Below are 24,985 nucleotides of genomic sequence, written 5' to 3'. Positions count from 1 at the left end.
ATCTAATCCGCAAGGCACAAGGTGCGGCGGCATGATGTCATCGCCTGCACACTTTTTCGCAAATTCATTCGCTCCCACGGAAGTGCCGTGGCGCTGCAACCTATGCAACGTGTCGCGGACCTCACTGTGGGAGCGAATTCATTCGCGATTCGCCAGCACAGGCGCCACAGTACTGGCATCTGTACAACGCATCGCGAATACATGGGCTCCCACAGTTTCCGTTTCTTAACTGTAGAAAGGCGGCAGCGCCCTTACCGCCGTTTCAACCGGTCAATGATCACCGCGAGCAGCAGGATGGTGCCGCGAATGACGTACTGGTAGAACGTGTCGATGTTTTTCAGGTTCATCGCGTTTTCGATGATCGCCAGAATCAGCACCCCGGCAATGACGTGGCGGATCATGCCGATGCCGCCGCTGAGGGACACGCCACCCAGCACGCACGCCGAAATCACCGTCAGCTCAAAGCCCTGCCCGATCATGGGCTGGCCGGAGGTCATCCGCGACGCCAGCACCACACCGGCCAGTGCGCCGATCAAGCCGTGCACCGCGAAGATAATGATCTTGGTACGGTCCACGTGGACGCCCGCCAGCAACGCCGCTTCCTGATTGCCGCCGATGGCCAGCGAATTGCGGCCGTAGGTGGTGTAGTTGAGCAGCCAGCCGAAAAACACGAAACACACGATGGTGATCAGGATCGGCACCGGCACGCCGAACAACTGGCCGTTGCCGAAGACGAAGAACGCTTCGTCGCCCACGCCCACCGCCTTGCCGTTGGAAAAGATGTAGGCCAGGCCGCGCACGATCTGCATGGTCGCCAGCGTGGTAATCAGCGCGTTGATGCGCAGCTTGGCGATGACGATGCCGTTGATCAGCCCCACCAGCAAGCCCATTGCCAGCGCTGCCGACACGCCAAGAAACACGCTGTCGGTGTCGCGAATCACAATCCCGGCGATGACCCCGGAACAGGCCAGCACCGAACCGACCGACAAGTCGAAATGCCCCGACGCCAGGCAAAACAGCATGGTGCAGGCGGCGATGCCGACCGTTGAAATCGCCAGCCCCAGGCCGCGCATGTTGAGGGGAGACATGAAATTGTCGATGAGCAAGGCACAGAGCACGAAGATGCCCAATGCAGCCAGGAGCATCGCCCAGTCGTCGAAGAATCGGCGCAGGTTCATGCCCTGGCGGGGAGCCGTCAGACGGCTGGTTTCGGTAGACATACGCACCTCGTTTTTATTTTTCACTTGGGTGATCCGGTTTCAGCCGCGGGTGCGCGGCAGTGCCAATTGCAACAACCGTTGTTCATTGGCCTCGTCGCGAGACAACTCGCCGGTGATGGCGCCTTCGCTCATGACCAGAATGCGGTCGGAAATACCCATGACTTCCATCAAATCGCTGGACACCACGATCACTGCGATGCCGTCGGCCGCGAGGTTGTGGATGATGTCGTAGATCTCGGACTTGGCGCCGATGTCGATGCCACGGGTGGGCTCGTCGAGCAGCAACACCTTCATCGGCATCGACAGCCAGCGGCCCAGAATGGCCTTCTGCTGATTGCCGCCCGACAGAAACAGCATCTGCTGTTCCGGCGAAGGCGTTTTGACGTTCATCGCGCGGATCTGCTGTTTGGCGTTGTCACGCTCCCAGCGGCCCTGAATTAGACATCCGAGGTGCACATGACGAGGCCGCGCACCGATGTTGATGTTCTCGGCCACGCTGGACAACGGCACGATGCCTTCCTTCTTGCGGTCCTCGGGGCACAACAGAATCCCGGCCGCAATCGCGTCTCGGGGCGACCGCAGATTCAACGGACTGCCGTCGAGTTGCAGGGTGCCCGCCTGGGTCCGCGTCAGCCCGGAAAGCAGGCGGAACAGCTCGGTGCGACCCGCGCCCACCAGACCGAAAAAGCCCAGCACTTCGCCTTTTTCCACTGCGAAGCTCACCGGCTCCTGAATGCCGGGTCCTTCCAGCCCGGTCACTCGCAGGCTCGGCCCCTGATGCTGGCGCGGGCGGTAGTTGTAGATGTCCTGAATGTCGCGCCCGACCATGCACGTCACCAACCGGTCATGGTCCAGATCGGCCATGTCCTCGAAGGTGCGCACGAAGCGGCCGTCCTTGAATACCGTCACCGCGTCGCACACGCGGAAGATCTCTTCCATGCGGTGGGACACGTACAGAATTACCCGCCCCTCGTCCCGCAGCTTGACGATGATCGCCATCAGGCGGTCGATTTCCCGCGCCGAGAGGCTGCTGGTGGGCTCGTCGAAGGCGATGACGTGGGCGTTGCGCGACATGGCCTTGGCGATTTCCACCAACTGCCGTTGCCCCAGCGAGAGATCTCCGAGTCGGGTGTTCGGGTCGATTTCGTCCGCCAGGCCTTTGAGCAGTTCCCGTGCACGACGCACCATGGCCCGCCGGTTGACCATGCCCCAGCGATTAGGCATGTGGCCGAGCAGCAGGTTTTCCGCCACCGACATTTCCGGAACCAGGTGCAATTCCTGGTGAATCACCGCGACACCGGCGGCAATGCTGTCGGCGGTGGATTTGAACGCCAGGTGTTGATCACCGATTTGCAGGTCGCCACTGTTGGGCTGGTACGAACCGCCGAGGATTTTCAACAGCGTCGATTTACCCGCGCCGTTCTCGCCCATCAGCGCGTGAACGCTGCCGGGGCGGGCTTCGAAATTGATGTCCGACAGCGCCTTCACGCCGGGAAAGGTTTTGCCGATCCCGTTGAAGCGCAAACTGCCGCCGGATGGCTGTAGCTGAACCGATGCCTGTTGCATGTAACCCCTCCTCCCCGCTCCGCCCGATTGGGGTGAAGCGAGGCCTTGCAGATGTCAGCCTGACGCAGGGCGCCAGGCCGCTGATGGCTGCCGCGATTTACTTGTAGAGGCCGATTTTGGTCAGCACGTCCTTGAAGTTCTCGCGGGTGATCAGGGTCACGTCGTCCATGGCGGTGTACTTCGGCGGCTCCTTGCCGGTGGACACCCATTCATACATCTGCAGCGCGGTGTTGTAGCCTTCCTTGTCCGGGCTTGGCAGCATCGAACCGAAGAAGCCGCTTTCCTTTTTCTTCAGTTCATCGATGGCGTCAGTCCCGTTGATGCCGATGCCAATCACGTTGGCCGGAGCGAAACCCGCACCTGCGGTGGCGCGCACGCCGCCCAGCACGGTGTTGTCGTTCATGCCGCCGACGATCAGGTTTTTCGCCCCGCTCGGCAGTTTTGGCAGGGCCGCGTTGGTGGCGTCCATGCTGCCCGGCACGTCGAGGGTTTTCTGCGGAGTGAAGAGGATGTGGTCTTCCGGCAGACCGGCTTTCTTCAACGCGTCGACCGAACCGTCGGTGCGCTTCTTGCCGGTGTCCAGTTCGTTATAGGTGTTGATGATCGCGTAGGTTTCTTTCCAGTCCCACTTGCGGTTCTGCGCTTCGGTGGCCATGGCCGCACCCTGTTTCTGGCCGACCTCAAAGGCCGCCATGCCGAGGTACGGCACGTCTTCCATGAACTTGCCTTTGGCGTCGACAAATCGATCGTCCACGGCCATGACTTTCAGGTCGTTGGCTTTGGCCTTGGCGACGATGGCAGGGCCGAGGGATACGTCAGGCGGGCAGATGACAAAGCCCTTGGCGCCGTTGGCGGCCAGGTTGTCGATGGCAGAGAGGGTTTTTTCGCCGTCCGGTACGGCGATCTTGATGACTTCGAAGCCGTGGTCCTTGCCCGCCTTTTCGGCAAACTGCCATTCGGTCTGGAACCAGGGCTCTTCGGCTTGCTTGACGAGGAAACCGATCTTGACCTTATCGGCGGCCATCGCACCGCTGCTCATTCCAACGATGGCAGTGGCAACAGCGGCACAGCACAGGGAACGAATCCCGTGGCGACTCAACATAGCTAACTCCTTATTTTTATTGACTAGCTACAGCGTCCAGCAGTGAGTGTCGTGACAGCCTGAAGGAGAATTACGCGACAGGCCGAATCGACTGATTACAGTCTTATCATATTATCAATGGCGTCTATGTAACCGAGTGTCACACCTCTATAGCGTTCCCGTGACTCAACCCGCAAAACGGTTCGATGCCAGCCCCTTGATGCCGGTTTCGGCCTGCAATACGCTCCCGTCCAGCGCCAAGGCTTCGCTGGAAGGACGAGCGCTGGTGACGAACAGCGTGGTCATCTCCGGGCCGCCAAACACGCAACTGGTGGGATGGCTCACGGGCAGGTCCACGATCCGGTCGACTCTGCCGTCGGGCGCGAACCGAATGAGGCAATGGCCGCCCCATCGGGCGTTCCACACGTAGCCCTCGGCATCCATGGCCGAGCCATCCGGCACGCCGCGCTCATGTTCAGCGGCCCAGATGCGACGTTCGCCCAAGCGTCCATCCGCCTGAATCGGGTAGCGGTAAATGACGCCGTCAAGGCTGTCCGCCGTCAGCAGCGCAGTGCCGTTGTCGGGCCAGAGCATCGTGTTGACGATCCCTTGGCCGTCGAGCAACGGTGTGACGCGGGCGTTGGCATCGACGCGATAGATCCCGCCGGACCGTCGTTCCAAAGGCAGGTCACCGCCTTCGGCATCGAGGTTGTTCTGCATGCTGCCCAGCCACAGACGGCCCTGACTGTCGCAGCGTGCTTCATTGGCCCGATTGCCTTCGACGGGGTCGGCCACACAGAGCAATGTCAGGGCGGGATGTTCGGTAGGAGAATTGAGGTTCAAGCGGTACACGCCGCTGGCCAGGGTGACCAATGCGTCACCTTGGACGGTCGGGATGAACGCAGAGACGGGCTCATGGAATTGCCAGTGACGCACCTGCCCTTGATGCAAGCGCAACGCCCGAAATCCGGCGATGTCCACCCAGTACAGGCTCTGCTGGACGTCGTCCCAGAACGGCCCTTCGGCCAGTTTGAATCGCAGGTCGGAGACCGGCTGCCATTTCATACGCAATGTCCTGTTCTTGTTTTGGTGAGGAAGGCTCGGGGTGCCGTCCTGTGTCACGTCGCCCGCGAGCGGGAAATCACCTCGTTGGCGTTCTCAATCAGACTCATGCAAGCCCACACGCCACGTGCCGGATCACGGGTCGCGATGGCATCGGCCAGGTCCTTGTGCAGCGGCAACGTACGGCCCAATTCGCCCGGCACCGCCGATGACACTTCGAACGAAATCGCCAGCAACGCCCCCAGCGCCGGGAGCATTTGCTCGATGAACTGGTTGTGACTGGCCGCCAGCACCGCCTCGTGGAAACGCTGGTCGGCATGGTTGTAATCGCCCTTGTCCGCCACGCTGGCCGCCAGTTGCAGATACGCCGCCTGAATCTCCGCGATCTGAGCAGGCGTGGCCCGTTCACAGGCCCAACGCACCGCCATCGGCTCGATGGCCCGACGCAAGTCCAGCAGGTCCAGCACGAAGCTTTCAGGCAAACCTTTGGCCGCTAACCAACCGACCACCTGGGGGTCGAACAGGTTCCAGTTGCGCACCGGCAGTACCCGCGTGCCGACCTTCGGCCCGACTTCCAGCATGCCCTTGGCCACCAAGGTCTTGATGGCCTCGCGGATTACCGTTCGACTGACGCCAAACTCCTCGCCCAACGCCGCTTCGACCTTCAACGACTGCCCCGGCGCCACACTGCCCTGAGCAATCCAGGCCCCCAGGCGGTCCACTGTTGATGCGTGAAAACTGTTGCTCATCCATCCGCCCCTTCTTGCGGTGCTTTCCGCAAATCGAGGCTAATCATCATACGATTGACTGTCAAACGGCTGTACAAGGTCAAAAAGCTGGGCTAAACCTGTTCAACAGCAGGCCTCAGCCTGCCTCTCGCTGAATAGTATTACAATTAATTTTAAAATCGAGCTTTTCGATCCAATAAAACCCAACACAAGGTCACTACCGAATAATTAGTCATACCAATACTCAATTGAGATTTCTATCGGATGGCGTGTCGACTCGCTCGCCGCTTGCCGCTCGAAGCTCGCCACTCCCTCCCCTGCTTCTAAAACAAAAAAGGAACGACGCAATGAGGAAGACGCTTATCCCTGCTATCGGACTGACCCTGCTGGTCTCTGCCCTTCAAGCCCACGCAGGCGCCGGGCTCACGGCCGAACACGCCGCATTCGGCAAACTGCCAGACGGCACCTCTGTCGAAAAATACGTGTTGCGCAACAGCCTTGGCATGCAGGCCACTGTGCTGACCTACGGCGGCACACTGCAATCGCTGCTGATTCCGGACAAGCACGGCAAGACCGAAGACGTGGTCCTCGGTTTCGACGACATCGACGGCTACCTCAACGGTACGGCGTATTTCGGCGCCACCATCGGCCGCTTCGGCAATCGCCTGGCCGACGGCAAATTCACCCTCGACGGCAAGAGCTACCAAGTCCCGCAGAACGACAAGACGAATGCGCTGCACGGGGGAACGAAAGGGTTCGACAAGCAAATCTGGAAAGCCGAGCAGATCAAGGACAAGGGCTGGGTAGGCGTCAAGCTGACCTATGTTTCGGCTGACGGCGAGATGGGTTTTCCGGGGACGTTGAAAACCGAAGTGACCTACAGCCTCAACGAAAAGAACGAACTGCGCATTCAGTACCACGCCACCACCGACAAACCAACGGTGCTGAACCTGACCAACCACAGCTACTTCAACCTTGCGGGTGCGGGCAATGGCGACGTGCTTGATCAGGTCGCCATTGTTCATGCCAGTCATTACACACCGGTCACTGAAAAGCTGATCCCGACGGGCGAACTGCCCACCGTGACCGGCACCCCGCTGGACTTCCTCAAGCCGGTCGCATTTGGCAAGCGCATTCGTGAGGACAACCAGCAACTGAAATTCGCCGAACCGACTCAAGGCGGCTACGACCACAACTGGGTGCTGGATAACAAAGGCAAGTTGTCGAATCTGGCGGCCGACGTGGTTGATCCGAAATCGGGACGCCGTCTGGAGTTGTTCACCACCGAGCCGGGCGTGCAGCTCTACACCGGCAACTTCCTCGACGGCACGGTCAAAGGCAAGGCTGGCAAGATTTACCCGCACTGGGGCGCTTTCACCCTTGAGACCCAACACTTCCCGGACTCCCCGAACCAGCCGAACTTCCCGTCCACACGGCTCGATCCGGGCAAGGCGTACACTCAGACGACGGTGTTCAGGTTTTCCAGCAAGTAGCCCTCACGTCAGACACTGCATGACCTGAGGCCTGGTCCAAATCCTGTGGGAGACGCCGGAGGTTACGACAGCAGCGATTGCGGTGGGTCAGACACGCGTCTGCAAACTGACCCACCGCTTCGCTGCCGTCGTCCCTCCGGCATCTCCCACAGTGACCTCGGCGGTGCCAGGATCTGCGACCGGCACATCCGCTGCACCGACTTTGAAATGCCCCTCAACCCATCCATTCGTCCACATCTGCAAGCTCCGAATCACCCTTCTGTACCACGCGTAACCGTTTGGCAACGAAAGGAATAATCCGACTGAATTTTCCCGAAAGATCTGACTCAAGGAGATGTGAGCGACTGATAGGGAGGTTTGCAAGCGTGGCACAGTACAAGCATTTCAGAATCGATTACCTGCTGCATGGCAAGTACAAAAGCTTCTACATCAGCGCCGAAGCCATGGACAACGCATCCGCCTGGCATTGGGCGTCGGTGGACGCAGGATTCGGGCAAATACCCAAATACCGTTCGGACAAGGTGCCGAAAGTCAGCAAGCCCAAGGCTGAACAACTCGGGTTGACTGACGTGGAATGGGCGGAGTCCTGATTCGCGTCCCATTCGCTGAAAATCGGTGCCGCCGGCCTTCGGGTTTCGGCGGTTTTTTTTGAAGGGTCCGCCCATGCCTATGTTGACCGAGCAACAGCGCATCAACAGCTTGCTGCTCGTGATGCAGCCCTTGGCCCGGAACCCCTTCCCGCCTCAATCACCCTGTCTCGCCAAGGCGCTGAACCGGCTAATTGTATCGGGCGACGATGGCACCCCGTGATGGCACAGCCCCTGCAATCCCCAGTCCACGTTCAGGACGATCTTGAGCGCTTCCTCTTTCAACGTCGACACCACCTCACCTGATCGACGACATCGAGACACCGCAATGACCCTGTCCCGTTTCCTGCGTCGCAGCCTGGCATCCCTGGCCTTGTTAACCCCGTTCGCCCACGCCGCCACGCCCGTCACCCTGGTCGTAGGCGATCAGAATTATTACAACGTCCGCGCTTCGGTGGAGGCTTCCGGCGTCCTCAAGGACGCGCCTTACACCGTGGAATGGAAACATTTCCAATCCGCCGCCCCGGTGGCTGAAGGCCTGGAGGCAGGCGCCCTCGACCTGGGCTTCCTGGGCGACTCAGGCTTCATCTTCCTCGCCGCGAAAGGTGCACCGGTCAAGCTGATCGGCGTATCCCGACAAAACCCCGACACCATCGCCCTGCTGGTGCCCAAGGACTCTCCAGCGAAAACCATTCAGGACCTGAAAGGCAAGAAGGTCGCTTACTGGCCCGGGGCCTGGAGCCAGCAACTGACGTTGCGCGCGCTGGAAAAAGCGGGTTTGCCCAAAGATTACGTAGAATTCGTCAAGCTGATGCCGATTGACGCCGCCGCAGCCTTACCCCAAGGCAGCATCGATGCGTTCCCGGTGTGGGAACCGTACATCTCGCAGCAACAGGTGTTCTCCGGTGCGCGTCCCATCATCACGGCACGTGGCCTGATGCCGGGGCTGTCGAGCATCGCGGCGAATGCCAACGCCATAGAACCCAAGCGCGCCGCGATCAGCGACTTCCTGGGCCGATTGCAGAAAGCCCGCGCATGGGTGCAGGCCAACAAGGAGGCCTACGCGGACCTGTGGGCGAAGAAAGCCAATCTGGATCAGGCGGTGTCACGCCACTGGATCGGCCAGGCTGACATGAGCGTCGGACCGGTGGACGATGGCGCGGCGAAAGATTATCAAGGCACCGCTGATTTCCTCGTGCAAACCGGCGCGCTGCCCAAGCCGTTCGACACACGCAGCGTGATCGACACGTCGTTTAGCGCCGCCTTTCACTGAGGCGCGACCTGACCATTGGCGCACTGCATCAGTGCCATTGAAAGAACTGATCATTAAACGACCATTGCGAGTAAGCCCTTGCCTTTAAGGGCTTACAGCCAGTTATCCACAGAGATATTCACGCTTTCCGTGGACAACTTTTTGAACGAAATGCCGTTGACTTTCAGGGGCTTCCGAGCGTAGCTCCTCGTTCAAACGGGGCGCCCACCGTGTCCCTGGCACCGCTTCTTGGTACGGCAAAAAAATGTGTTTTTTGTGCGACGGATTTCCTTACCCACGCCGTTTAACCCTTCAACTGCACCCGCACCGGGTACAGGTTTGAAGGAGTTGTCATGAGAGCAGCACGATCTCTGGCGAAGTTACGCTATGCCTTGATCCTCCCGGTCGCCCTCGCTGCCTTGGCCAGCACCCCGACCTACGCCCGTGAAGAAATCATCATTCGTGAGGCGCCCCCGCCTGTGCGCATGGAGCCCGTCCCCGTCGCTCGGCCTGGCTATGCGTGGGATCAGGGCCACTGGTGCTGGCAGGGACGCGGCTACGTTTGGGTGCCGGGGCACTGGCAACCGATGCGTCATAACGGACGCTGGCAGCCGGGACACTGGGAAGCCCGTGGCCCGAACTGGTATTGGATAGAAGGTCGCTGGCTGCGCTGAACCACTGACGGGGCTGTGGTCTGAGATGACAGGCTATTTCAGGCCCTCCCCGTCGCTCCCGCTTGGGATTGGCAGCCCCACGACCTGTCGAGACACGCCGTATTGAAAGACACTGATCCGGACATCGAGCTGTTGACCCGCATCGGCAACAACGAACCGGAAGCCGTCAATGAGATGGTGTCGCGTAAGCTCCCGCGCCTGCTGGCACTCGCCAGCCGTTTACTGGGCGATGCTGACGAAGCCCGCGACGTGACGCAGGAAAGCTTCATCAAGCTCTGGAAAGCGGCTGCCAGTTGGCGCAGTGGACAGGCGCGGTTCGACACCTGGCTGCACCGCGTCACGCTGAACCTGTGCTACGACCGGCTGCGGCGCCGCAAGGAACAGCCGCTGGACGATGAAAGGCTGTTGCAGGAAATGACCGATCCTTCGCCCGGCGCTGACGAACAGGTGGAGACCGACGCGCAGAGCGCCTTGATGAGCGCAGCGCTGGCAGCCTTGCCGGACCGCCAGCGCGAGGCCATCGTGTTGCAGTATTACCAAGAGCTTTCGAACATCGAAGCGGCGGCGCTCATGGACATCAGCATCGACGCACTCGAAAGCCTGCTGTCCCGAGCGAGGCGCAACCTGCGCCGTTACTTGACCGAGGCTGAGGGTGCCGATTCGCGTACCGCTAACCGCCCCGGCTCACCTCAAGGCAGCCCACTTCAAGGAGAGAAACGCCATGACGCCTGAACGCTTTGCTTATCTGACCGAGGCCTACGGGGCCGACCTCAGACACTGGCCCGCCGATGAGCGCGACTCTGCGCGAGCACTGATTGCCCACGGTGATGAAAGCGTGCAGGCCGCATTGCAACAGGCCGCATGGCTCGACCATCGCCTTGACCTTCATCTGCCTGCGGTTCCGGACGCGGCATTGATGCACGACGTCATGGCCTCGGCCCGGCGAGTGGAGCGCCCCTCGTTTTGGCAACGCTACGCCGACTGGCTGTCGAGCCTGGGTTTCGTGGGCGTCGGCCTGGCCGGTGTTGCGGCAGGCATGCTGGTGGCGTCCCTGAGCCTGCCGCTGTCCGGTTCGCAAGAGCTGCTGCCGAGTGTGTTCGATCAGGGCGACACGGCGCTGATGATCGGCATTGATACCGAAGAGAGCGAAGAATGAGCCAGTCCCCGCAACGTCTGAAAGGCCTGCTGATTGCATCGTTGCTCGCCAATGTGTTTCTGGTGGGCGGCGTGGTGGGCGGGCTGTATCAGTGGTCGCAACATCCACGTCCCGTACCCGCCGTCGTGCAACACGGCTTGCGTCAGGCGATGGCCCATCTGCCCCAGGAACGCCGCCATCAACTGCGTCAGATGCTGCGCGAGACCCGCGCCGACAATCAGCCGTTGATCATGGCGAGCCGCGATGCCCACCGGGACGTCATCCAGCGCTTGAAAGCACCGTCACTCGACCGCGATGCACTGGATACGGACCTGGATCGTGCGCGAACCGCCGACATCACCCTGCGCACCCGCGTGGATGCCACCCTCGCCGATTTTGCGGCAAGCCTGCCTCCCGACCAGCGCAACGTTCTCGCCGATGCCATGACCGCCCGACGTCAAGGCAAAACGGACGATGCGATAAAAGACTGACTGACAGCGACGGATTTTCCTGCCAGCCGCGTTAAACCCTTGAACGCCTCGTCAATCGGTCGAAGGCACGCTGGATCAAGGATTTCACATGCTGCGCAAAACCAAAGCCGCTCTGCTGGCCGTGGCCGTGACGCTGTCACTGTCGGGCTGCGTCATCGAACGCCCTCACCCGCGTCGTCCGCCTCCGCCCGTTGAAGTCGTGCCCGTCATGCCCGCCCCCGGCGCGCAATGGGTCGGCGGACACTATCGCTGGGCCGGCAATCAATGGTTGTGGGTGCCGGGTCACTGGCGCAGGTATTAGGGCTGACAGGGCTCAGGCTGGTACGCCTTTGGCTTGTTGCTCCAGGTGCAACTGGAGCTGAGGATCGATGCTGAGCGCGGCGGCCAACTCGTCGAGGTAATTGCGCTCGGCGTCTTGTTGATCGTCCACCAGTAGCACACTGGCCAGGTACATTTCAGCGGCCATCCCTGGCTCGCCATCAGCGGCCTGGGCGACTTCGGCAGCGTCCAATGGCTTGGCGACTTCTGCGTCCAGCCACTGCTGCAACTGCGGGTCGTCGGCATGGCGGGCGATTTCCTTGCGGATCATGTCCTGCTCGTGCTCGTCGATAGTGCCGTCAGCCTTGGCGGCTGCGATCAGGGCACGCAGGATGGCATGGCTGTGATCCTCAGCTTCCGGCCCGGCCAATTGATCGACCGTGCGCGGTGCCTCCTGTGGCGCGGATGCCTGTTGCCGCTGCCACGTCTGGTAGGCCTGAAACGCCATCATGCCGAGAGACGCCAACATCGCGTAATTGTTCGAACCCGACCGCGTCTGTGCGCCACCGGCGGTTCTGCCCGCCAGCCCTCCGCCGCCGAGCAAGCCGCCCAATAGACCGCCGAGTCCGCCCAGCCCACCGCCAGCGCTCGCACCGCCTGAGCGGCCACCCAACAGACCGCCCAGTAATCCGCCCAGCCCGCCTTGCCCTGTTTCGTTGCCACGTTGCTGCGTCGCCGACCCCTGACTGGCGCGCAAAAGTTGTTCCAGCAAATCGCTGGTGTTCATGTGCAGTTCCTCATCCGAGACATGTCACGCCTGAATCCCAACCATAGCCCTCAGACGACGGGCCGGCATGACCGTCTGGCCGACACCGTCTTCAGAAAAAATTTATGGACCGCCATTGCCTCAAAAGACGCGTGTTAGCATCGCCTCCTTCTCGACGCTTGAAGGAGCCCAAGGCATGCAGGACACCCACACATTCGCCGCCTTTCTGTTCGACATGGACGGCACGCTCACCAACTCTATCGCCGCAGCGGAACGGGTCTGGACCCAATGGGCCGTGAGCAAAGGGCTGGATGTCGAGGAACTGCTGTCGACCATTCATGGCGTGCGCTGCATCGACACCCTGCGTCGGCTTAACCTGCCGGGCGTGGACCCTGAGCGCGAAGCCGAACGGCTGGCCCAGATGGAAACCGACGACGTTGAAGGCGTGGTGTCCATCGAGGGTGCCGCGCGATTCCTCGCGGCACTGCCGCCTGACCGCTGGGCGGTGGTGACGTCCGCGCCGCGTCTGCTGGCCGAACGCCGGATTCAGGCAGCGGGCTTGCCTTTGCCCGACATCATGGTTTCAGCCGAGGACGTGGAGCATGGCAAACCGGCGCCGGACTGCTTTCAACTGGCGGCGAAGAAACTGGGGGTGAAACCTGAGGATTGTTTGGTGTTTGAAGATGCGCCGGCCGGAATTGCTGCAGCCGAAGCCGCCGGAGCAAAGGTCATGGTGATCACCGCGACTCACAAGCATGTGATCGAGACGCCGCATCCGGGCCTGACCAGCTACGACGCTTACACCGTCTCCATCACCGATCAGGGATGGCTGACACTGAAGCCGCAATGACAGACGCCCATTGCGGGCGCCCATCTGCATCCAGCATCAAGCCGCGTTCAAAACCCGCGTCAGCACCGACTTGACCGTGCCGATGCCGTTTTGCAGGGCCTGATCAATCTCAGCCATGGTGATCACGGAGGACGATTTGCCCGCTGCGGGGTTCACCACCAGCGCGAGGCAGGCGTAATTCAGCTCAAGCTCGCGCGCGAGCGCGGCCTCGGGCATGCCGGTCATCCCGACGATGTCACAGCCGTCGCGCTCCAGCCGCAAGATTTCAGCAGCGGTTTCCAGCCGTGGACCCTGAGTGCAGCCATAGACACCGTAATCGCTGAACGGGCTGCCTTCGGCTTTCAACGCATCGATCAACCGCTCGCGCAGCGCCTGGCTGTACGGCTGGGTGAAATCGATGTGGGTGACCCGCTCCAGATCATCGGCAAAATAGGTGTGCTCACGACCACTGGTGTAGTCCACCAGATCATGGGGCACGCAGAAATGGCCCGTGCCCATGTCAGCGTTGATACCGCCCACCGCGTTGACCGCCAGAATCGCCTGCGCCCCGGCCTGCTTCAACGCCCACAGGTTGGCGCGGTAGTTGACCTTGTGCGGCGGCAGACGATGAGGATGGCCGTGACGAGCAAGAAACATCACTTCTCGCCCGCCAAACTCGCCCAGCTGAACCTCGCCCGATGGCTCGCCATAGGGCGTGCTCATGGCCAGAGACTGACGAATCGTCAGGCCCTCCAGTTGCGCCAGCCCCGTGCCGCCGATGATCGCGTAAACCGTCATGGCCAATCCTCAGTCGATCAGTTGAGCCGCACGCAACGCTGTCAGCGCCGCGAGCCAGCGTGGGTGGTGACGGTATTCGGTAGTGGCCAGGCCCTGACCGCGCATGCGGGCGATACGGGCGTGTGGCGTGATCTTCATCCGTTGAGCAGCGCTCAGTGCCAGCTCGGCGGCCGCCCGGTCGTTGCACACCAGCCCCATGTCACAGCCTGCGGTCAGTGCCGCTTCGATGCGGCTCGCGGCGTCGCCCACCACATGCGCACCTGCCATGGACAGGTCATCGCTGAAAATCACCCCGTCAAAGCCCAGCTCGCCGCGCAGAATGTCCTGCAACCAGCGGCGTGAAAAGCCAGCGGGTTGATTGTCGATTTGCGGGTAAATGACGTGAGCGGGCATCACGGCCGCCAGTTGTTTGCTGAGACGAGCGAACGGCACCAGGTCGCTGGCTCGCAGGGTCTCAAGACTGCGCTCGTCGGTGGGAATCGCGACGTGAGAGTCGGCTTCTGCCCAACCGTGGCCAGGGAAATGTTTGCCGGTCGCCGCCATGCCCGCGTCGTTCATGCCCTTGATGAAAGCGCCAGCCAACAGCGCTGCACGCTCCGGATCACCTTCGAACGCACGACTGCCCACCACGGCACTGCGCCGATAATCCAGGTCCAGCACCGGCGCGAAACTCAGGTCGAGCCCGACCGCCAACACTTCGGTCGCCATCAGCCAGCCGCATTGCTCGGCGAGGAATTCGGCATTCGGGTTGTCCGCAATCGCCCGCATCGCAGGCAAACGGACGAAACCCTGCCGCAGACGTTGAACCCGCCCGCCTTCCTGATCGACTGCCAACAACAGGTCAGGACGAATCGCACGAATGGACGCGCTCAGCTCACGGACCTGCCGTGGACTCTCGATGTTGCGCGCGAAAATGATCAGGCCGCCCACTTCGGGCTGACGCAGAAACTGACGGTCTTCGGAAGTCAGCCAGGTACCGGCGATATCCACCATCAGGGAGCCATGCAGGCCAGAATGCATAGAAAGATCCTTCAACAACCATTGCCCAATGCGGCATGGTGCGGGATCGTCGGGTGCGATGCAAATGCACGGCACCCGGTGAGGCGGGAATCAGACCTTGGCGGGCGCCGGGGCCGAACTTTTGCTGCGGGGCTTGAGCTGTGCGCTGATCATCGCCGCGTCGGTGACACCGGTTTCGGCACGCATGCCGGCTGCCAGGAACGGCACCATCAAACGCATGACCTGCTCAATCGAGGTGTTGATACCGAAGTCGGTCTCGGCAATCGCCCGCAGTGCTTTGATGCCGGACATACTGAACGCGGCCGCGCCGAGCATGAAGTGCACGCGCCAGAACAATTCGATGGGAGGAATACGGGGGGCGGCTTCGTTGACCAGAACCATGTAGCGGCGGAACACCTTGCCGTACATGTCTTCAAGATAACGCCGCAGGTGGCCTTGGCTCTGACTGAACGCCAAGCCCAGCAGGCGCATGAAAATCGACAAATCATTGCCGCTTCGGGGTTGCACCACCAGCGCTTGCTCGACGAGAATTTCCAGCAACTCTTCAAGGGTGGGCTTGTGTTCTGGCTTGGCTTGCCGACGTTCCAGCTCCTTGTCGAGGCTGGCGCAGAACGGCCCTAGAAAGCGCGAGAACACGGCCTGAATCAGCGCCTTCTTGGAACCGAAGTGATAATTCACCGCCGCCAGATTGACCGATGCCTTGCTGGTGATCAGCCGCAGCGAGGTTTCGGCAAACCCTTTCTCCGCAAACAGCTGCTCCGCAGCATCCAGAATTCGTTCAACTGTTTCCGACTGAGCCATGGGTTCTTCGCCTGACAAACACTTGTTTGAAACATACGTTTCAGCCGTCAGGCTGTCAACCCTCGGCTGTTCGTTTTCTGTCTGATCAGTCACGGCATTTAATCATATATATCGCGGCCCCAAGCCATCATTCCCGCCCGGCGGATCCGTTCTCTCGGCGACGGTCGGTCAAGCCGCGTGAAAAGGATGATTGCCAAGACGCGATCACTGTATATAATCCCAGTCACTGTATAAAAAGACAGAGCGATTCACATGATCAAACTGACGTCACGCCAAGCTGAAATCCTGGACTTCATCAAACGCTGTCTGGAAGACAACGGCTACCCGCCTACCCGTGCGGAAATCGCTCAGGAACTGGGGTTCAAATCCCCCAACGCCGCTGAAGAACACCTCAAGGCCTTGGCCCGCAAAGGCGCCATCGAAATGACCCCGGGCGCGTCCCGTGGCATTCGCATTCCTGGCTTCGAAGCCAAGGCAGACGACAGCGGCCTGCCTATCATCGGTCGTGTTGCCGCAGGTGCCCCTATCCTCGCCCAGCAGCACATCGAAGAATCCCTGGCCATCAACCCCGCCTTCTTTCATCCGAGTGCCGACTATCTGTTGCGTGTTCACGGCATGAGCATGAAGGACGTCGGCATTCTCGACGGCGACCTGCTGGCCGTTCACACCACCCGCGAAGCCCGCAACGGCCAGATCGTCGTGGCCCGGATCGGCGATGAAGTGACCGTCAAACGCTTCAAGCGGGAAGGCAACAAAGTCTGGCTGATCGCTGAAAACCCTGAATTCGCCCCCATCGAAGTCAACCTGAAAGATCAGGACCTGGTCATCGAAGGGCTGAGCGTCGGCGTGATTCGCCGCTAAGGAGAACGTTTATGCAGTTCCCACAGACACCGCAACAACATGCACAACTGCCGCTGTTCGAAGCCTTCATGGCCCCTGCCATGCCGCTGCTCGACGTGCCGCTGCTCCAGATTCCGGTTCTCGACGACGTCGTTGAGGCCCCGTGGAGCAACGAACCCGAAGTCTTCAGTGAATTGTCGTTGCGCGGCGCTGCCGGAAACTGCCTGAACCTCCTCGCGCCGATCTTGCGCGACCTGAGCCAGGACCGAAACGATCGCTGGCTGACGCTGATCGCGCCACCGTCGAGCGTGACACAAGCCTGGCTGCGAGACGCGGGTCTGAACCGGGAACGCATTATCCTGATGCACCCGAGAGGCACGCAAAGCGCGCTGGAGCTGACACGGGAAGCCTTGCGACTGGGCCGCAGCCATACCGTTGTGAGCTGGATCAACCCGCTGCCGAGCACCGCGCGCCAGCAATTGATCAGCGCAGCGCGTGTCGGGGATGCGCAGAGTTTGAATATTCGCCTGGGCTGAGGCTACTCGCCTGAGCTGATCGGTACGGGCGTAACCGTCGGAAACAGGCACACGCCGGGCCTCTCGTCAAACAGAGAAGCCAGCAGAAAGGGTAATACGAGGCTGATCCAGAACAGGATCAGTGCAGGACGCGAGGCCCCTCTTCTTCTTTGGTCAGTTCGCCTTCGGCCAGGCGACCGGCCATTTGCACGCCCACGCTGAGCATCGCCTTGGCGACTTCGACGTGTTGGCCATGCAGAAATGCCTTGGCGTCCTCAGAGAAATTCAAGGTCACCAGCGACCCTTCATCTTCGGCGCGGCGCAGCTCAATGCGGCCGTCAGGCAGTTCTACAATTTCCAGAAAAGAGGTTGGCATCAGGACAGTTCTCCACGAAAGGCGGGCATTGTAACAGCCTGATGACTCAGGCCCTAGCCCACCGATCACAATGCCTTAACACTCGCTCAGCCCTACACGGAATCGAATCGCCAGGCTTTTCAGCTGTTGGCGCCAGCTTTCCATTTCTTCGCGAGTCAGTTCGGGCTCGACTTCGTCTTCGGCACCCACGGAAATGATCAACGGCTGGGTCACGTCGCCTTTGGGCTTTTTTGGCGCGCGAGGCGGCTGAAACAGGGCGTTGTAAGACGCCAGCAGTTGCGCCAGCCAGGTTTCGCGCTGCTGAGCCAATTCCACCAACTCACCCATTTCAGGGATTGCGATGGCTTCCAGGACTTGAGGGGTGAGCAAGTCCTCGGCGCGGGCCGTGTTGGCGTTGGGCAGGCGATAGAAACCCGCAATTTCATGGCACAAACCCAGCAGCGCACCATAGAGATGAAAGATCGCCGACTCGCGTTCCGCCTGCTCAAGCCCTTGGGCGTTCATGGCGCGGCTTTCTTTCGCCTTGGCCATGGATTCCAGTGCCAAGCCTGCAAAGAACAGCTTCTGGTTGGTGCGGGTATAGAGTTCGTGAGCCATGTCAGTGGTCTCCCCATCGATAAAGTGTTGTAACGAATCCGCCAAGGAAAAAAATCCCTCGATGCGCAGGCCGGCCACCGAGGGATTCTTTTAACGCAAAGCGCGGGCGCTTGCCAGCCGCGTTAGCAGCTCACACGCGAGCGATCAACGCTTGTCTTCGACCTTCCACTTGCCGCCGTCGTAGAAGGCACGCCAGCCGGTCGGCTTGCCTTCCACTTCGGTCTGCACATACTGCTCCTTGGACTTACGGCTGTAACGAATCACCGCCGGACGGCCATCAGGGTCTTTCTGCGGGGCTTCGCACAGGAAGTGATACTTCGGATCGATCTCGGACTTGTGCGGCACGATTTCCAGCACCAGCGGCGCTCGGGTCTCGCGGTTTTTCGGGAACTGGCTGGCGGCCAGGAACAGCCCCGACGCGCCGTCGCGCAGAATGTAGGTGTCGTCCACCTTCTCGCACTTCAGCTCCGGCATTTTCACCGGGTCCATTTTCGGTGGCGCCGCTTCGCCGCTTTTCAGCAGCTTGCGGGTGTTCTTGCAATTGGTGCAGCCGAAGAACTTGCCGAAACGGCCGGTCTTGAGCTGCATCTCGCCGCCACACTTGTCGCACTCGACGCTCGGGCCTTCATAGCCCTTGATGCGGTAGGTGCCCTCCTCGATCTCGTAGCCTGCGCAATCCGGGTTGTTGCCGCAGATGTGCAGTTTGCGTTTCTCGTCGAGCAGGTAGGCATCCATCGCCGTGCTGCAGATCGGGCAGCGGTGCTTGCCACGCAACACGCGGGATTCCGATTCACCTTCGTCGTCTTCGGCGATTTCGTCGCCCGGCGTCAGGTTGACCGTGGCCTTGCAGCGCTCTTTCGGCGGCAGGCTGTAGCCCGAGCAACCGAGGAAAACGCCCGTGGACGCGGTACGAATCTGCATCGGACGGCCGCAAACCTTGCACGGGATATCGGTCATCACCGGCTCGTTGGCCCGCATGCCGCTGCCCGTGGCTTCGGCCACTTCCAGCTTCTTCTTGAAGTCGCCATAGAACTCGTCGAGCACGTTTTTCCAGTCACGCTCGCCCTGGGCCACATCATCGAGGTTCTCTTCCATGCCGGCGGTGAAGCCGTAGTCCATCAGGTTGGAGAAGCTCTCGGACAGGCGCTCAGTGACGATGTCGCCCATCTTCTCGGAGTAGAAGCGGCGGTTGTGCAGCGCCACGTAGCCACGGTCTTGAATCGTCGAGATGATCGCCGCGTAAGTCGACGGACGACCGATACCGCGTTTTTCCATCTCCTTGACCAGGCTCGCTTCCGAATAGCGCGCAGGCGGCTTGGTGAAGTGCTGGCTCGGGTCGAGCTTGATCAGCTTCATCACGTCGCCCTGAGCCATGTCTGGCAGCACGTCATCATCGCCCGGCTTGCTCATCTGCGGCAGCACACGGGTGTAACCGTCGAACTTGAGAATGCGGCCCTTGGCGCGCAGTTCGAACTCACTCGCCGCCACGCTGACAGTGGTGGACAGGTATTGCGCAGGCGGCATCTGGCAGGCCACGAACTGGCGCCAGATCAACTCGTACAGACGCTCGGCATCGCGTTCCATGCCAGTCAGCTTGCTCGGATGGGTGTTGACGTCGGAAGGACGAATCGCTTCGTGAGCCTCTTGTGCACCTTCCTTGCTGCTGTAGACGATCGGCGCGTCCGGCAGGTACTTCTTGCCGAACTCGGTTTCAATGTAGGTGCGGGCCATGGCCACGGCGTCGGCCGACAGGTTGGTCGAGTCGGTACGCATGTACGTGATGTAACCCGCTTCGTACAAACGCTGGGCCATCATCATGGTTTTCTTCACGCCGTAGCCCAAGCGGTTGCTCGCGGCCTGTTGCAGCGTGGACGTGATGAACGGCGCCGACGGCTTGCTGCTGGTCGGTTTGTCCTCACGCTTGGCGATCTTGTAGGCAGACGCCTTGAGCTTTTCCAGCGCGGCCATGGCCTGCGCTTCGTTCAGCGGCTTGAAGGCCTCGCCGTTTTCCCGCGCCACTTCGAAACGCACGTTGGCGCCTTTCGCGGTGCCGAGGTCGGCGTGCACTTCCCAATATTCTTCCGGGTTGAACGCACGGATTTCGCGCTCACGCTCCACCACCAGTTTCACGGCCACGGACTGGACACGGCCGGCAGACAGACCACGGGCAATCTTCTGCCAGAGCAGCGGCGAGACCATGTAACCCACGACGCGGTCGAGGAAACGGCGGGCCTGCTGGGCGTTGACGCGGTCGATGTCCAGCTCGCCCGGCTTGGAGAACGCTTCCTGAATGGCTTTCTTGGTGATTTCGTTGAACACCACGCGCTTGTAGCGCTCGTCGTCACCGCCGATGGCTTCGCGCAGGTGCCAGGCAATGGCTTCCCCTTCGCGGTCCAAGTCCGTCGCGAGATAGATGGTGTCGGCATCTTTGGCCAGGCGGCGCAGCTCGTCGATCACCTTTTCCTTGCCAGGCAAGATCTCGTACTTGGCTTTCCAGCCATGCTCCGGATCGACGCCCATGCGAGCCACGAGCTGGCGCTTGGCCTTTTCCTTGGGCGTCAATGCAGGCGCTTCGGAAGCTGTCTTGCCCTTTTTGGCGGCAGGTTCTTTCGCAGCGCTAGCCGAACCGCTGGTGGGCAGGTCTCGGATATGGCCGATACTCGACTTCACCACGTACTGGCTGCCCAGATACTTGTTGATGGTCTTGGCCTTAGCCGGGGATTCCACAATGACCAGCGATTTGCCCATGGATCGGAAAATTCCTAATGCGAGAAAAAAAGACGTCAGAGCCGTCGAGGCCCCGCTATATATAGTGGCTACAAGGTGAGGTCAAGCAGAGGCTACTGCAAGGTCTCGCCTTACGACCTTGAAAAAAGGTCAGGTTCGGCCGTGACCAAAGCAAAGCGTGGCACGTGCTCGCCGTCAACCTCGACTGACTCCAGAAACATCGTCAAAGGACGAACCCAAAGGCCGTATTCACCATACAGCGCCTGATAAAACACGACTTCTTCTTCGGTCTCAGAATGCTTCGCGACACCGAATACACGGTACTCGGGGCCTTTGTAATGACGGTAGAGACCTGGCTTCAACGGCATGCTGTGGACCTCTCGAACGGACGCGAAAAAAACTTCAAAAAAAACATTTCCTGAAAAACACAAAAGCCGGGGCACGTGGCCCCGGCTTGAACACTCATGCCGATTAAACGCGTTCGAACACCGTTGTGATGCCCTGGCCGAGACCAATACACATCGTGGCCACACCCAAGGTGCCGCCCTTCTGCTTCATCACATTGAGCAAGGTGCCGGAAATCCGCGCCCCCGAGCAACCAAACGGGTGACCCAAGGCGATGGCGCCGCCGTGCAGGTTAACCTTCTGGTCCATCTTGTCGAGCACTTTCAAATCTTTCAGTACCGGCAAGGCTTGGGCGGCGAAGGCTTCGTTGAGTTCGAAGTAGTCGATGTCAGCGATGCTCAGACCCGCGCGCTTGAGCGCTTTCTGGGTCGCTGGAACCGGGCCGTAACCCATGATCGCCGGGTCCACACCCGCCACGGCCATGGAACGGATCACCGCCATCGGCTGAATGCCGAGGTCCATCGCGCGCTGACCGGACATGACGATCATGCACGATGCGCCGTCGGTGATCTGCGACGACGTACCCGCTGTCACAGTGCCGCCTTTCGGATTGAACGCAGGCTTCAGGGCGGCCAGGCTTTCCAGCGTGGTCTCTGGGCGAATGGTTTCGTCGAAGTCGTACATCTTCAGGAAACCGTTCTCGTCATACCCTTGCATCGGGATGATTTCGTCCTTGAAGTTGCCTTCCACGGTCGCCTGATGGGCCAGACGGTGCGAACGGACGCCGAACGCGTCTTGAGCTTCACGGGTGATGCCGTGCATCTTGCCGAGCATTTCAGCGGTCAGGCCCATCATGCCCGAGGCCTTGGCGGCATACAGCGACATGTGCGGGTTGGGATCGACACCGTGCATCATCCCGACGTGGCCCATGTGCTCGACCCCGCCGATGACGAAGACGTCACCGTTGTTGCTCATGATCGCCTGAGCCGCAGTGTGCAGCGCACTCATCGACGAGCCGCACAGACGGCTGACGGTTTGTGCCGCCGAGGTGTGCGGAATCTGGGTCATCAGCGACGCCATGCGCGCGATGTTCCAGCCCTGCTCCAGGGTCTGGTTGACGCAGCCCCAGATCACGTCCTCGACTTCTGCCGGGTCAACCTTGCTGTTGCGCTCCAGCAGTTTGCTGATCAGGTGCGCCGACATGTCTTCGGCGCGGGTATTGCGGTGCATGCCACCCTTGGAGCGGCCCATCGGTGTGCGACCGAAGTCGACAATCACGACGTCTCTCGGATTCAAGCTCATATTCTCACCTGTTCGTTGGGCACTTAGCCGAAGAAGCGCTGACCGGTCTTGGCCATTTCACGCAGCTTCGCAGTGGGGTGGTACAAAGCGCCCAGATCAGCGTATTGGTCCGCCAGGGCAACGAATTCAGCGACCCCGATCGAGTCGATGTAACGCAGCGCACCGCCACGGAACGGAGGGAAACCGATGCCGTAGATCAAGCCCATGTCGGCTTCGGCGGCGGTATCAACGATGCCGTCTTCCAGGCAGCGCACGGTTTCCAGGCACAACGGGATCATCATCCAGTTGATGATGTCCTCGTCGGTGACTTCACGCTGCTCGTAAATCACCGGCTTGAGCACTTCCAGCACGGAAGCGTCGACGACTTTCTTCGGCTTGCCCTTCTTGTCGGTCTCGTAGACATAGAAGCCCTTGCCGTTCTTCTGGCCCAGGCGATTGGCTTCGTACAACGCGTCCACCGCAGAACGGCGGTCGTCCTTCATGCGGTCCGGGAAGCCTTCGGCCATGACGTCGCGCCCGTGGTGGCCGGTGTCGATGCCGACCACGTCCATCAGGTAGGCAGGGCCCATTGGCCAGCCGAATTTTTCCATGACTTTATCGATGCGAACGAAATCCACACCGGCACTGACCAGCTTGGCGAAACCGCCGAAATACGGGAACAGGATGCGGTTGACCAGGAAGCCCGGGCAGTCGTTGACCACGATCGGGTTTTTGCCCATTTTCTTGGCGTAGGCCACGGTGGTCGCGACCGCGACTTCACTGGACTTCTCGCCACGAATCACTTCCACCAGCGGCATCATGTGCACCGGGTTGAAGAAGTGCATGCCAACGAAGTTTTCCGGACGCTTGAGCGCCTTGGCCAGCAGGCTGATGGAAATGGTCGAGGTGTTGGATGCCAGAATGGTGTTCTCACCCACCTGCGCTTCCACTTCGGCCAGTACGGCCTGTTTGACTTTCGGGTTCTCGACGACGGCTTCGACGACCAGGTCGACGTGACCGAAATCGCCGTAGGACAGCGTCGGGCGAATCGCATTCAGCGCTTCGGCCATCTTCGCCGGGGTCAGACGGTTTTTCTCGACACGCTTGCCCAGCAGCTTCGACGCTTCGTCCAGGCCCAGTTGAATGGCCTCTTCACGAATGTCCTTCATCAGAATCGGCGTGCCTTTCAGCGCCGACTGGTAGGCAATGCCGCCGCCCATGATGCCCGCGCCGAGTACGGCAGCCTGCTTCACGTCCTTGGCGACTTCGTCATAGATCTTGGCTTTCTTTTTCAGCTCCTGATCGTTCAGGAACAGACCGATCAAACTTTCGGCAGCCGAAGTCTTGGCCATTTTCACGAAACCGGTGGCTTCGACTTCCAGCGCCTTGTCGCGACCGAAGTTTGCGGCTTTCTGGATGGTCTTGATGGCTTCGACCGGGGCCGGGTAGTTAGGGCCCGCTTGACCGGCCACGAAACCTTTGGCGGTTTCGAAGGCCATCATTTGCTCGATGGCGTTGAGCTTGAGCTTGTCCAGCTTCGGCTGACGCTTGGCCTTGAAGTCGAACTCGCCGGAAATGGCACGCTTGATCAGGTCCAGCGCGGCTTCCTGCAGTTTGGCCGGCTCGACGATCGCGTCCACGGCGCCCACTTTCAGGGCATCTTCGGCGCGGTTGTCTTTGCCGGAGGCGATCCATTCGACGGCGTTATCGACACCAATCAAACGTGGCAGGCGCACGGTGCCGCCGAAACCCGGGTAAATGCCGAGTTTGACCTCTGGCAGACCGATCTTGGCCGTGGTGGACATGACGCGGAAATCCGCCGCCAGGCACATTTCCAGACCGCCACCCAAAGCGATGCCGTTGATGGCAGCCAGGGTCGGCACGTTGAGGTCTTCGAAGTCACTGAAGATTTTGTTCGCTTCAAGGTTACCGGCGACCAGTTCGGCGTCCGGCAGCTTGAAGTTGTCGACGAATTCGGTGATGTCGGCGCCGACGATGAACACGTCCTTGCCGCTGGTGACGATAACGCCCTTGACCGACCCGTCGGCCTTGATGGCCTCGACGGCCTGGCGCAGGTCATTGAGGGTGAGGCGGTTGAACTTGTTGACGGACTCACCCTTGAGGTCGAATTTCAGTTCGACGATGCCACTTTCAAGAGCCTTAACCGTGATGGCTTTACCTTCGTAAATCATCAACTGATCTCCACGATATGGAAGCTGAACAATACGCGTCAGACGCTGAAATCCGGCGGCAGGCAAGGACGTTTCCGTCAATGCGAACACCAAACGCCAGGCACCCCGTCGACACGATTCGGGCGTCTGTCAGAGCATTCCTACGGCAAACGCTCAATTCATACGCCCGTTTGATTTGGGTGCGCCTACCTTCTGCCATATTCCAGCAATTGTCAATTCAGCAGACAGCGGACAAAACCGGCAAATCACAGGTAAAAGACACAAGTGATAAGGCAGCATTCAGCGTAATGATTGCGTTCAACGGACAGGCTGGCGGAGTAAACGCGAGAAGCGACGACCGGTACGCAAATC

27 protein-coding genes are annotated in these 24,985 nt (G+C 60.4%); 12 read left to right on the top strand and 15 right to left on the bottom strand.

Annotated elements, in window-relative coordinates; translation table 11 throughout:
• Positions 1-251 precede the first annotated feature (251 nt).
• The 5 genes from araH to ACIQAL_RS27270 form a co-directional block, all read right to left on the bottom strand.
• Positions 252-1,220: an L-arabinose ABC transporter permease AraH gene (gene araH / locus ACIQAL_RS27290; protein ID WP_341958673.1), complete on the bottom strand. Its 969-nt coding sequence runs from the start codon at positions 1,218-1,220 to the stop codon at positions 252-254.
• Positions 1,221-1,259: 39 nt separating this feature from the next.
• Positions 1,260-2,786: an L-arabinose ABC transporter ATP-binding protein AraG gene (araG, locus tag ACIQAL_RS27285; RefSeq protein ID WP_401150881.1), complete on the bottom strand. Its 1,527-nt coding sequence runs from the start codon at positions 2,784-2,786 to the stop codon at positions 1,260-1,262.
• A 97-nt stretch (positions 2,787-2,883) separates the two neighbouring features.
• Positions 2,884-3,888, bottom strand: coding sequence for a substrate-binding domain-containing protein (locus ACIQAL_RS27280; RefSeq protein ID WP_166597329.1), 1,005 nt, complete (start codon positions 3,886-3,888; stop codon positions 2,884-2,886).
• Positions 3,889-4,053: 165 nt separating this feature from the next.
• Entirely contained in the window at positions 4,054-4,932 is an 879-nt protein-coding gene (locus tag ACIQAL_RS27275; protein ID WP_401150878.1) for an SMP-30/gluconolactonase/LRE family protein, read from the bottom strand.
• Between the two features lie 53 nt (positions 4,933-4,985).
• Positions 4,986-5,678 carry a FadR/GntR family transcriptional regulator gene (locus ACIQAL_RS27270; protein WP_401150875.1) on the bottom strand — a complete coding sequence of 231 codons (693 nt, stop codon included), beginning with the start codon at positions 5,676-5,678 and terminating at the stop codon, positions 4,986-4,988.
• A gap of 326 nt (positions 5,679-6,004) precedes the next feature.
• On the opposite strand from ACIQAL_RS27270, the gene ACIQAL_RS27265 reads away from it, so the two are divergent.
• The 9 genes from ACIQAL_RS27265 to ACIQAL_RS27225 all read left to right on the top strand — a co-directional run bounded on the left by ACIQAL_RS27265 (position 6,005) and on the right by ACIQAL_RS27225 (position 11,590).
• Complete coding sequence (locus ACIQAL_RS27265) at positions 6,005-7,150, top strand: aldose epimerase family protein (RefSeq protein ID WP_401150873.1); 1,146 nt, start codon at positions 6,005-6,007, stop codon at positions 7,148-7,150.
• Between the two features lie 365 nt (positions 7,151-7,515).
• Entirely contained in the window at positions 7,516-7,740 is a 225-nt protein-coding gene (locus ACIQAL_RS27260; protein ID WP_062382299.1) for a DUF6555 family protein, read from the top strand.
• Between the two features lie 73 nt (positions 7,741-7,813).
• The gene (locus tag ACIQAL_RS27255; protein WP_401150870.1) at positions 7,814-7,960 is read left to right on the top strand and encodes a hypothetical protein; all 147 of its coding nucleotides are present in this window, start codon (positions 7,814-7,816) and stop codon (positions 7,958-7,960) included.
• 105 nt (positions 7,961-8,065) lie between these two features.
• The gene (locus ACIQAL_RS27250; RefSeq protein ID WP_401150867.1) at positions 8,066-9,010 is read left to right on the top strand and encodes an ABC transporter substrate-binding protein; all 945 of its coding nucleotides are present in this window, start codon (positions 8,066-8,068) and stop codon (positions 9,008-9,010) included.
• Positions 9,011-9,342: 332 nt separating this feature from the next.
• Positions 9,343-9,663: a YXWGXW repeat-containing protein gene (locus tag ACIQAL_RS27245; protein WP_401150864.1), complete on the top strand. Its 321-nt coding sequence runs from the start codon at positions 9,343-9,345 to the stop codon at positions 9,661-9,663.
• A gap of 102 nt (positions 9,664-9,765) precedes the next feature.
• A complete protein-coding gene (locus ACIQAL_RS27240; RefSeq protein WP_401150862.1) occupies positions 9,766-10,395 on the top strand; it encodes an RNA polymerase sigma factor in 630 nt (209 codons plus the stop codon).
• The gene (locus ACIQAL_RS27235) at positions 10,385-10,819 is read left to right on the top strand and encodes a hypothetical protein (RefSeq protein WP_401150859.1); all 435 of its coding nucleotides are present in this window, start codon (positions 10,385-10,387) and stop codon (positions 10,817-10,819) included. Before ACIQAL_RS27240 ends, ACIQAL_RS27235 begins: the two co-directional genes overlap by 11 nt.
• Entirely contained in the window at positions 10,816-11,289 is a 474-nt protein-coding gene (locus ACIQAL_RS27230) for a periplasmic heavy metal sensor (protein ID WP_401150857.1), read from the top strand. The genes ACIQAL_RS27235 and ACIQAL_RS27230 overlap by 4 nt, the downstream gene beginning before the upstream one ends.
• Positions 11,290-11,377: 88 nt before the next feature.
• The gene (locus tag ACIQAL_RS27225; protein ID WP_401150855.1) at positions 11,378-11,590 is read left to right on the top strand and encodes a hypothetical protein; all 213 of its coding nucleotides are present in this window, start codon (positions 11,378-11,380) and stop codon (positions 11,588-11,590) included.
• A 12-nt stretch (positions 11,591-11,602) separates the two neighbouring features.
• Here the strand turns inward: ACIQAL_RS27225 and ACIQAL_RS27220 are convergent, their stop codons facing one another.
• Positions 11,603-12,334, bottom strand: coding sequence for a tellurite resistance TerB family protein (locus ACIQAL_RS27220; RefSeq protein WP_401150853.1), 732 nt, complete (start codon positions 12,332-12,334; stop codon positions 11,603-11,605).
• Positions 12,335-12,509: 175 nt separating this feature from the next.
• Between ACIQAL_RS27220 and ACIQAL_RS27215 the strand changes: the two genes are divergently transcribed.
• The gene (locus ACIQAL_RS27215; RefSeq protein ID WP_401150851.1) at positions 12,510-13,163 is read left to right on the top strand and encodes an HAD-IA family hydrolase; all 654 of its coding nucleotides are present in this window, start codon (positions 12,510-12,512) and stop codon (positions 13,161-13,163) included.
• A gap of 36 nt (positions 13,164-13,199) precedes the next feature.
• On the opposite strand, the gene ACIQAL_RS27210 is transcribed toward ACIQAL_RS27215, so the two are convergent.
• The 3 genes from ACIQAL_RS27210 to ACIQAL_RS27200 form a co-directional block, all read right to left on the bottom strand.
• On the bottom strand, positions 13,200-13,940 hold the full coding sequence (locus tag ACIQAL_RS27210; RefSeq protein WP_401150848.1) for an S-methyl-5'-thioinosine phosphorylase: 741 nt from the start codon (positions 13,938-13,940) through the stop codon (positions 13,200-13,202).
• A gap of 9 nt (positions 13,941-13,949) precedes the next feature.
• Complete coding sequence (nagZ, locus tag ACIQAL_RS27205; protein WP_401151038.1) at positions 13,950-14,948, bottom strand: beta-N-acetylhexosaminidase; 999 nt, start codon at positions 14,946-14,948, stop codon at positions 13,950-13,952.
• Between the two features lie 102 nt (positions 14,949-15,050).
• The gene (locus ACIQAL_RS27200; RefSeq protein WP_401150846.1) at positions 15,051-15,761 is read right to left on the bottom strand and encodes a TetR family transcriptional regulator; all 711 of its coding nucleotides are present in this window, start codon (positions 15,759-15,761) and stop codon (positions 15,051-15,053) included.
• A 252-nt stretch (positions 15,762-16,013) separates the two neighbouring features.
• On the opposite strand from ACIQAL_RS27200, the gene lexA reads away from it, so the two are divergent.
• Positions 16,014-16,622, top strand: coding sequence for a transcriptional repressor LexA (gene lexA / locus ACIQAL_RS27195; protein ID WP_166597314.1), 609 nt, complete (start codon positions 16,014-16,016; stop codon positions 16,620-16,622).
• 11 nt (positions 16,623-16,633) lie between these two features.
• Positions 16,634-17,137: an SOS-induced cell division inhibitor SulA gene (gene sulA / locus ACIQAL_RS27190; protein WP_401150843.1), complete on the top strand. Its 504-nt coding sequence runs from the start codon at positions 16,634-16,636 to the stop codon at positions 17,135-17,137.
• 118 nt (positions 17,138-17,255) lie between these two features.
• Here the strand turns inward: sulA and ACIQAL_RS27185 are convergent, their stop codons facing one another.
• From ACIQAL_RS27185 to fadB, 6 genes are all read right to left on the bottom strand, one after another.
• Positions 17,256-17,492, bottom strand: coding sequence for a hypothetical protein (locus ACIQAL_RS27185; RefSeq protein WP_166597312.1), 237 nt, complete (start codon positions 17,490-17,492; stop codon positions 17,256-17,258).
• Positions 17,493-17,567: 75 nt separating this feature from the next.
• Positions 17,568-18,089, bottom strand: a complete 522-nt coding sequence (locus ACIQAL_RS27180) for a DUF6586 family protein (RefSeq protein ID WP_401150840.1) — start codon at positions 18,087-18,089, stop codon at positions 17,568-17,570.
• A gap of 144 nt (positions 18,090-18,233) precedes the next feature.
• Complete coding sequence (topA, locus tag ACIQAL_RS27175) at positions 18,234-20,837, bottom strand: type I DNA topoisomerase (RefSeq protein ID WP_166597310.1); 2,604 nt, start codon at positions 20,835-20,837, stop codon at positions 18,234-18,236.
• Positions 20,838-20,947: 110 nt separating this feature from the next.
• On the bottom strand, positions 20,948-21,184 hold the full coding sequence (locus ACIQAL_RS27170; protein ID WP_166597309.1) for a DUF1653 domain-containing protein: 237 nt from the start codon (positions 21,182-21,184) through the stop codon (positions 20,948-20,950).
• A 103-nt stretch (positions 21,185-21,287) separates the two neighbouring features.
• Entirely contained in the window at positions 21,288-22,463 is a 1,176-nt protein-coding gene (gene fadA / locus ACIQAL_RS27165; RefSeq protein ID WP_166597308.1) for an acetyl-CoA C-acyltransferase FadA, read from the bottom strand.
• 23 nt (positions 22,464-22,486) lie between these two features.
• Positions 22,487-24,634, bottom strand: a complete 2,148-nt coding sequence (fadB, locus tag ACIQAL_RS27160) for a fatty acid oxidation complex subunit alpha FadB (RefSeq protein ID WP_401150836.1) — start codon at positions 24,632-24,634, stop codon at positions 22,487-22,489.
• Positions 24,635-24,985: the final 351 nt, after the last annotated feature.

It is taken from the genome of Pseudomonas sp. NPDC088368 (genome assembly GCF_044753445.1).
In the GTDB taxonomy this organism is placed as follows: domain Bacteria; phylum Pseudomonadota; class Gammaproteobacteria; order Pseudomonadales; family Pseudomonadaceae; genus Aquipseudomonas; species Aquipseudomonas bambusae.
The sequence above is the reverse complement of the archived record's forward strand: the minus strand, read 5'-3'. Positions and strand labels throughout refer to the sequence as shown.

Excerpts from the sequence above, each read along its gene's own strand:
- ACIQAL_RS27255 (WP_401150870.1), top strand. The coding sequence starts at position 7,814 with ATGCCTATGTTGACCGAGCAACAGCGCATCAACAGCTTGCTGCTCGTG.
- ACIQAL_RS27230 (WP_401150857.1), top strand. The coding sequence starts at position 10,816 with ATGAGCCAGTCCCCGCAACGTCTGAAAGGCCTGCTGATTGCATCGTTG.
- ACIQAL_RS27265 (WP_401150873.1), top strand. The coding sequence starts at position 6,005 with ATGAGGAAGACGCTTATCCCTGCTATCGGACTGACCCTGCTGGTCTCT.
- araH (WP_341958673.1), bottom strand. The coding sequence starts at position 1,220 with ATGTCTACCGAAACCAGCCGTCTGACGGCTCCCCGCCAGGGCATGAAC.
- ACIQAL_RS27225 (WP_401150855.1), top strand. The coding sequence starts at position 11,378 with ATGCTGCGCAAAACCAAAGCCGCTCTGCTGGCCGTGGCCGTGACGCTG.
- ACIQAL_RS27185 (WP_166597312.1), bottom strand. The coding sequence starts at position 17,492 with ATGCCAACCTCTTTTCTGGAAATTGTAGAACTGCCTGACGGCCGCATT.
- ACIQAL_RS27270 (WP_401150875.1), bottom strand. The coding sequence starts at position 5,678 with ATGAGCAACAGTTTTCACGCATCAACAGTGGACCGCCTGGGGGCCTGG.
- ACIQAL_RS27210 (WP_401150848.1), bottom strand. The coding sequence starts at position 13,940 with ATGACGGTTTACGCGATCATCGGCGGCACGGGGCTGGCGCAACTGGAG.
- ACIQAL_RS27235 (WP_401150859.1), top strand. The coding sequence starts at position 10,385 with ATGACGCCTGAACGCTTTGCTTATCTGACCGAGGCCTACGGGGCCGAC.
- ACIQAL_RS27200 (WP_401150846.1), bottom strand. The coding sequence starts at position 15,761 with ATGGCTCAGTCGGAAACAGTTGAACGAATTCTGGATGCTGCGGAGCAG.
- araG (WP_401150881.1), bottom strand. The coding sequence starts at position 2,786 with ATGCAACAGGCATCGGTTCAGCTACAGCCATCCGGCGGCAGTTTGCGC.
- ACIQAL_RS27280 (WP_166597329.1), bottom strand. The coding sequence starts at position 3,888 with ATGTTGAGTCGCCACGGGATTCGTTCCCTGTGCTGTGCCGCTGTTGCC.
- ACIQAL_RS27215 (WP_401150851.1), top strand. The coding sequence starts at position 12,510 with ATGCAGGACACCCACACATTCGCCGCCTTTCTGTTCGACATGGACGGC.
- ACIQAL_RS27220 (WP_401150853.1), bottom strand. The coding sequence starts at position 12,334 with ATGAACACCAGCGATTTGCTGGAACAACTTTTGCGCGCCAGTCAGGGG.
- ACIQAL_RS27250 (WP_401150867.1), top strand. The coding sequence starts at position 8,066 with ATGACCCTGTCCCGTTTCCTGCGTCGCAGCCTGGCATCCCTGGCCTTG.
- ACIQAL_RS27245 (WP_401150864.1), top strand. The coding sequence starts at position 9,343 with ATGAGAGCAGCACGATCTCTGGCGAAGTTACGCTATGCCTTGATCCTC.
- fadA (WP_166597308.1), bottom strand. The coding sequence starts at position 22,463 with ATGAGCTTGAATCCGAGAGACGTCGTGATTGTCGACTTCGGTCGCACA.
- sulA (WP_401150843.1), top strand. The coding sequence starts at position 16,634 with ATGCAGTTCCCACAGACACCGCAACAACATGCACAACTGCCGCTGTTC.
- fadB (WP_401150836.1), bottom strand. The coding sequence starts at position 24,634 with ATGATTTACGAAGGTAAAGCCATCACGGTTAAGGCTCTTGAAAGTGGC.
- ACIQAL_RS27170 (WP_166597309.1), bottom strand. The coding sequence starts at position 21,184 with ATGCCGTTGAAGCCAGGTCTCTACCGTCATTACAAAGGCCCCGAGTAC.
- ACIQAL_RS27275 (WP_401150878.1), bottom strand. The coding sequence starts at position 4,932 with ATGAAATGGCAGCCGGTCTCCGACCTGCGATTCAAACTGGCCGAAGGG.
- lexA (WP_166597314.1), top strand. The coding sequence starts at position 16,014 with ATGATCAAACTGACGTCACGCCAAGCTGAAATCCTGGACTTCATCAAA.
- topA (WP_166597310.1), bottom strand. The coding sequence starts at position 20,837 with ATGGGCAAATCGCTGGTCATTGTGGAATCCCCGGCTAAGGCCAAGACC.
- ACIQAL_RS27180 (WP_401150840.1), bottom strand. The coding sequence starts at position 18,089 with ATGGCTCACGAACTCTATACCCGCACCAACCAGAAGCTGTTCTTTGCA.